Consider the following 6,780-nt stretch of genomic DNA (forward strand, 5'->3'; position numbering starts at 1 on the left):
CGTCGTCGCACTGACACGCCACCGGGCACCTCACGACAGGTGACCGGACGCCGACCGGAGCCCGCAGATCCGGCAGCACATTTGTCGGGTCGGTCCGGTCGGTGGCCTCCGTTAGACTGAGCCGCATGGCAGCTCCCGCCCCCAGGCAGCAATTACCCTTTGCGGTCGTGATGCGCGGCTACGACCGTGAGCAGGTCGCAGATCGATTGCGGCGCATCGACGCCGACATGCGGGTCCTGGCCGCCGACCGCGATGCGGCCACTGCCAACGCACGCGAGCTGGCCGCCCACCTGGCCGACGCGCGCGACGAGATCGAGATGCTCCGGCGCGAGGTCGACAAACTCTCGGTCCCCCCGACGACTGTCCAGGGGATGAGCGAACGACTGTCGCGGATGCTGCAGCTGGCCTCCGACGAGGCCTCCGAGATGCGCGCCGACGCCGGCGCCGAAGCCGCCGAGACGGTCTCGGTGGCCCGGCAGGAGGCCGCCGAAACCCAGCAGAACGCCGCCACCGAGGCCGACCGCATCCTCGCCGACGCGCGGGCCAAGGCGGCCAAGATCGTCGGCGACGCCGACACGTACTCCGCCGACACCCGCAACAAGGCCGACAAGGTCCTCGCGACCGCGACGGCCGACGCCGAACAGGCCGCCCGGGACCGAGCCGAGAGGGCCGCGGCGATGGAATCCGAACACGAATCCACCATGTCCGCCGCACGCGACGAGGCTCAACGGATCGTCGCCAAGGCGCAGGCCGAGTCCGAGGAACTCACCCTGCGCACCGGCCAGACGCTGCAGCGCGAGCGGGAAAGCCACGACGCCGACCTCGCCGACCAACGCGCGCGCGCCGATCAACTGGCCGCCGACATCGAGACCACCGCCCGCGACATCGCCGCCGAACGCGTGGCCCGCTCACGCGACCTGGGTACCCGGACCACCGCGGCACGTGACGAGATCCTCGGCGAACTCGCCCGGATCGCCGACCGGCTGGCCGAATTGCCCGGCCAGTTGTCCACCGAGGTCGACGCCGAGCTGACCACCGCGTCGGCCGATAGCGACGTCGAGTTACTCAACCGCCGGCTCTCGGACGCCGCGCAGGTGCACGTCGGAAAGCACGCGTCCTGAACTCGGACGGTCCCCCGGCTCAGAACAACCGGAACTCGGTACTCTCGGCGCCCCGCAACTCGTCGTAATCCAAGACGACGCAACGGATTCCACGATCCTGCGCGAGGGTCCTGGCCTGTGGCTTGATCTGTTGCGCGGCGAACACCCCACTCACCGGGGCCAGGGTCGCATCCCGGTTGAGCAGTTCGAGATAGCGGGTCAGCTGCTCGACGCCGTCGATCTCGCCGCGTCGTTTGATCTCCACCGCGACCGTTGACCCGTCGGCGTCGCGGCACAGGATGTCGACCGGACCGATCGCGGTCATGTACTCACGGCGGATCAAGGTGTAGCCCGGCCCGAGGGTGTCCACATGCTCGGCGAGCAACTCCTGCAGATGCGCCTCCACCCCGTCCTTCACCAGGCCCGGGTCGACGCCGAGTTCATGCGACGAATCGTGGTCGATCGACGCGAGGGTGATCCGCAGTTCCTCGCCCGCCTTATTGGCGACGACCCAGTACGCCTCGACGTGATCGTGGGCGTCGGCGACCTCGTCGGGAACCTGCGCCTCGGTGAGCCAACACGGCGGACTCATCCAGTTCAGCGGCTTGTAGGCGCGATCGTCGGCGTGCACGCTCACCGATCCGTCGGACTTGATCAGCAACAACCGCCGGGCCATCGGCAGGTGAGCCGTCAACCGGCCGACATAATCCACTTGGCATTCCGCGATCACCAGACGCACACCCGGCAGCTTAAGGCATGCCGGTCGGCACTTCGGTCAGTGACCTGCCGGGTGTCGGGCGAACTCAGACCTCGTTGTCGCGGTACCGCTCGAGCTGGAACTCCTCGGCGTCGCGTACGGCGGCAACCATCGTCGAATGCACATGCGGCAGGGTCGGATCGAGGCCCAGAAGTTGTTCCGGCGCATTGAGATCGGGAACGACGAAGTCATCGCGGTGGGCGGCGACACTGGCCCGGACCACGCCGTCGGGATCGACGAGCATCGCCCGCTGCCCCCGGGTCGAGGTGGTGTGGCGAACGCTGAGCAGCATGGTGCGCGCCACCGGGTCGATCACCCCGACCCGGGAGATCTCGATGATGGCGACGTCGAAATCGTCGATTTCGTTCTCGATCCGGCGCAGCGCCCGCTCGGCACCGGCGAACGTCAGGTCGCCCTGCAACTCATAGATCCGCACCCGATCACGGCAGGTGCGCAAGAAACTGCGATCGATCTCGGACCACTCTGTGCCGACCTCGAACTCGGCGGCGGTGGAGACCGAGCGGATCGACACCCGGCTCTCGCGCGTCACGTTGAACATGTGCAGGCCCAGGTCACGTGACAGATGACGGCAGGTGTCCACGCCACGCACGCTGTTGCCGTGCTCGTCGAGGCGCGGCGAGTAGACCCCGATGCCGAGCTGTCCGGGCAGCACGGCCAGGATGCCGCCACCCACGCCGCTCTTGGCGGGCAACCCCACCGAGGTCACCCAGTCACCGGCGCCGTCGTACATCCCGCAGGTGGTCATCACACTGAGCAACCGCTGGGCGACCTCGTTGCTGATGACGCGGCGTCCGGTCCGCGGATTGTTCCCGCCGCCGGCGATGGTGGCCCCGATGACCGACAGATCATCGGCGGTCACCCGGATCGAGCACTGCCGGAAATACAGGTCGAGCGCGGCGTCGGGATCGGTGTCGACCATGCCGAAGCTGTCGAGCATGTAGATGATCGCCCGGTTGCGCGAGCCGGTCGCCGATTCGGAGGCGTAGACCTGCTCGTCCATCGTCAACCGCCGCCCGGCACACGTCGAATAGAACTCGAGGATCTCGCCGAAGACCGTGTCGACCGCGTTCTCCGGCAGTTCCCGCACGGGCGGCAGCAGCAACGACGCAGCCAGGATCGCACCGGCGTTGATCATCGGGTTCCGGGCTCGCCGGCGCGCATCCACACTGATCTCGTTGAACGCCTCCCCCGACGGTTCCACACCGATCTTCGCGTCGACGGCCGCCATATCAAGTCGCGACAACGCCATCGCATAGGTCAGCGGTTTGGAGACCGACTGGATGGTGAACTCCACGCCGACATCGCCGAGGGAATACGTGTTGCCGTCGTGCATACACATCGACAACGCGTACCCGTCCGGGTCGACGGCGGCGAGTTCGGGGATGTAGTCGGCGACCGCCCCGGAACGATCGGGCGCGCAGTCGGCCATGATGTGGCGCAGATAGCCATCGACGTGTGAGATCGGCACGTCAAGAAATCTATGGCATCACCGTCCCGATGCCACCACCTCACCGGAGGTGAACGTCGACCTCACCGGAGGTGAACGTCGACCTCACCGGAGGTGAACGTCGACGCCGTCGCTGAACCGGTAGGGGTTCGCGGCCAGCAGTCCGCCGAATCGCCTTCGCAGGCGCGAGATCTCGGCGCGCACCGTGATGGTCCGATCGTCCACCCCGAACAGACTCGTCGACAGCGCCGCGGCACTCAACCCGCCGGGGTGTGCGGCCAGGACGCGCAGGATCTGGTCGTGCCGCGGCGACGGCCGATGCGTCCAGCTGCCCGCGGCCCCGGAGACCCGGATGAGGGTGCCCGCGTCGTCGGAGTCGATGGACACGCGGGTCCGCCGCGACGGCCGGGTGGCGTCGGCGAGGCGGATCAGCCATCCACCGGGCAGCGGCTCGACGTCGCACTCACCGAGGTCGGTGAGGTGCGCCCGCCCGGGGTGCAACTGCCGCGGGATGGTCAGCCGGGAGCGCGGCGCCACCGACTCGACGGCCGCCACCCAGCCATCGGTGTCGACGGCGATGGCCGGTCCCGCCGTCCGCGCCAGGATGGGTGCGGCCACCGAACGCAGTTGGTCGAGGACCCGGCGATGGTGATCACGCAGCTGCGATTCGGCCAGCCGCGCCACCGTGTCAACCAATGCCAGCGTCGTCGGGTGGATCGTCGCGGCCGGTCCACTGACGTCGACGACACCCAGGACCGACCCGGTCCGTGGATTACGGATCGGGGCTCCCGCGCAGGTCCAGGTGTGATGCGTGCGCACGAAATGTTCGGCCGAGAACACCTGCACCGCCCGGCCGGACTGCAAGGCGGTGCCGATGGCGTTGGTGCCGACGGCGTCCTCAGCCCAGCACGCCCCCTCGACGAATCCGAGCCGGTCGGCGCGATGCAGGACGCGGTTGGCGCCGCTGCGCCACAGCACGTGGCCGTGAGCGTCGGCGACCACCAGGATGTTGTCGCCGTCGGCGATCACCGCGTCGAGTCCGCGGGTGAGTTCGTCGAGCACAGCGTGCAGACCCGATTCGCTGCGACGGGCCGCGACCTCGGCGGTACCGATGCGATTGCGCAGCGAGCCGTGGTCGGGGTCGACGCCGGCGTCGAGCACCCGATCCCAGGAGTCGCTGATCACCTGACGCGGCCGGGCCGGCGGCTTGTCGCCGGCCATCGCCGCGTCGTAGACGGCGTGCAGGACGGCGGCGAACTGCCGCGGATCGTCGCCGGCGGCGACCGCGGGTTCGAGTCCGGCTGGTGTTGAGGTGGCCACGACCACGATTGTGCTCCCCGTCACATCCCGCTGGCAAAGGGCCACCGGCGTTGCAGGGGGTTGCAGCGACCTGCCACCCGTCCCGCAACGGGCTGCAACCCTTGCCCGCGCCCACCGTCGGGGCGTGTGCTGTGGATCACATGAGCACCGAGATTCCCTTCCACTCACACGAAAGGCGCATCACACGATGACCCAGACACTCGAACCAGATCTGGCGCAAAGCACCGACGAGTCACCGCAGGCGCGCGCGCAGGCCTGGCTCGCACGCTTCGAGACCGCACTCGCCGCGCGCGACATCGCAGCGGCGACCGCACTGTTCGCCACCGACAGCTTCTGGCGTGACCTCGTCTCGTTCACCTGGAACCTCAAGACCGTCGAGGGCCGTGAACAGATCGCCGACATGCTCTCCGAGCGCCTCGACGACACCGATCCGAGCGGCTTGCGCACCAGCGAACCGGCCACCGACGACGACGGCGTCGTGTCGGCCTTCATCGAGTTCGAGACGGCCACCGGTCGTGGCGTCGGACATCTGCGACTGCGTCGCGACGACGACAGCGGCGAGGACCAGGCCTGGACCCTGCTCACCACGCTGCAGGAACTCAAGGGATACGAAGAGCGCTCCGGCGCCACCCGTGTCATGGGAGCGGTGCACGGTTCGGACCCCGACACGCGGTCGTGGGCCGAGCGCAAGGCCGACGAGGACGCCTCGCTCGGACGCAGTACCCAGCCGTACGTCCTCGTCGTCGGCGGCGGACAGGGCGGCATCGCCCTCGGTGCGCGGCTGCGCCAACTGGGCGTTCCGTCGATCGTCATCGACCGCCACGATCGGCCCGGCGATCAATGGCGCGGACGCTACAAGTCACTGTGTCTGCACGACCCGGTGTGGTACGACCATCTGCCCTATCTCCCCTTCCCGGAGAACTGGCCGGTGTTCGCACCCAAGGACAAGATCGGTGACTGGCTCGAGTTCTACACGCGCGTCATGGAGGTGCCCTACTGGAGCAAGACGACCTGCGAGTCGGCGACCTACGACGAGAAGAGCGGGAAGTGGACCGTCGAGATCGATCGCGACGGTGAGCATCTGACCCTGCACCCCGATCAGTTGGTGCTGGCCACCGGGATGTCCGGCAAGGCCAACGTGCCCACCTTCGCCGGCCAGGACGTCTTCGCCGGAGAGCAGCATCACTCCAGCCGACATCCGGGACCCGACGGCTTCATCGGCAAGAAGGTCGTGGTGATCGGCGCCAACAACTCCGCCCACGACATCTGTAAAGCACTGGTGGACAACGGAATCGACACGACCATGGTGCAGCGTTCGTCGACCCACATCGTCAAGTCGGATTCGCTGATGGAGATCGGCCTCGGCGCGCTCTACAGCGAGCAGGCCGTCGCCGGCGGGATGACGACGAAGAAGGCCGATCTGACCTTCGCGTCACTGCCGTACCGCATCATGCACGAGTTCCAGATCCCGCTCTACGATCAGATCCGCGAACGCGACAAGGACTTCTACGCGCGCCTCGAGGCCGCCGGATTCGACCTCGACTTCGGCGACGACGATTCCGGGCTGTTCATGAAGTACCTGCGACGCGGCTCGGGTTACTACATCGACGTCGGCGCCTGCGACCTCGTCGCCGACGGCACCATCAAGCTCGCCCACGGCGACGTCGATCACCTCACCGAGAACAGCGTCGTCCTCGCCGACGGCACCGAGTTGCCCGCCGACGTCGTCGTCTACGCCACCGGATACGGATCGATGAACGGCTGGGCGGCGGATCTGATGGGCCAGGAGATCGCCGACCGCGTCGGCAAGGTGTGGGGTCTGGGATCGGACACCACCAAGGATCCCGGCCCGTGGGAGGGCGAGCAGCGCAACATGTGGAAGCCGACCCAGCAGCCCGGTCTCTGGTTCCACGGCGGCAACCTGCACCAGTCGCGGCACTATTCGCTCTACCTCGCCCTGCAGCTCAAGGCGCGGTTCGAGGGCATCGACACACCCGTGTACGGCCTGCAGGAGGTGCATCACCTCAGCTGAGTGCCGGGCCGAGGCGGCGGCGGCCGGAGGCGCTCGGCAGTGAGGTTGCGGTGATCGGCGCGGGGATGGCGGGCATGGTCGCCGCCTACGAGCTGATGAAGAT

Annotated in this window: 5 protein-coding genes and 1 pseudogene; 3 read left to right on the plus strand and 3 right to left on the minus strand. The window is 68.1% G+C overall.

Annotated features, from left to right (window positions below; genetic code table 11):
• The first annotated feature begins 125 nt into the window (after positions 1 to 125).
• Positions 126 to 1,121: a hypothetical protein gene (locus tag ACWDPV_RS18410; protein ID WP_449744119.1), complete on the plus strand. Its 996-nt coding sequence runs from the start codon at positions 126 to 128 to the stop codon at positions 1,119 to 1,121.
• Between the two features lie 19 nt (positions 1,122 to 1,140).
• Here the strand turns inward: ACWDPV_RS18410 and nucS are convergent, their stop codons facing one another.
• From nucS to ACWDPV_RS18425, 3 genes are all read right to left on the minus strand, one after another.
• The gene (nucS, locus tag ACWDPV_RS18415) at positions 1,141 to 1,839 is read right to left on the minus strand and encodes an endonuclease NucS (protein WP_348808256.1); all 699 of its coding nucleotides are present in this window, start codon (positions 1,837 to 1,839) and stop codon (positions 1,141 to 1,143) included.
• Positions 1,840 to 1,903: 64 nt separating this feature from the next.
• The gene (gene glsA / locus ACWDPV_RS18420; RefSeq protein WP_449744120.1) at positions 1,904 to 3,346 is read right to left on the minus strand and encodes a glutaminase A; all 1,443 of its coding nucleotides are present in this window, start codon (positions 3,344 to 3,346) and stop codon (positions 1,904 to 1,906) included.
• An 84-nt stretch (positions 3,347 to 3,430) separates the two neighbouring features.
• On the minus strand, positions 3,431 to 4,651 hold the full coding sequence (locus tag ACWDPV_RS18425) for a GAF domain-containing protein (protein ID WP_449744121.1): 1,221 nt from the start codon (positions 4,649 to 4,651) through the stop codon (positions 3,431 to 3,433).
• Between the two features lie 181 nt (positions 4,652 to 4,832).
• Between ACWDPV_RS18425 and ACWDPV_RS18430 the strand changes: the two genes are divergently transcribed.
• Positions 4,833 to 6,677, plus strand: a complete 1,845-nt coding sequence (locus tag ACWDPV_RS18430) for a flavin-containing monooxygenase (RefSeq protein ID WP_449744122.1) — start codon at positions 4,833 to 4,835, stop codon at positions 6,675 to 6,677.
• 29 nt (positions 6,678 to 6,706) lie between these two features.
• Positions 6,707 to 6,780 (plus strand): annotated as a pseudogene (locus tag ACWDPV_RS18435) (FAD-binding protein); the annotation flags it as partial.

It is taken from the genome of Gordonia sp. NPDC003504, assembly GCF_053587995.1.

Coding starts and splice junctions, on each gene's coding strand:
- ACWDPV_RS18410 (WP_449744119.1), top strand. CDS start 126: ATGGCAGCTCCCGCCCCCAGGCAGCAATTACCCTTTGCGGTCGTGATG.
- ACWDPV_RS18430 (WP_449744122.1), top strand. CDS start 4,833: ATGACCCAGACACTCGAACCAGATCTGGCGCAAAGCACCGACGAGTCA.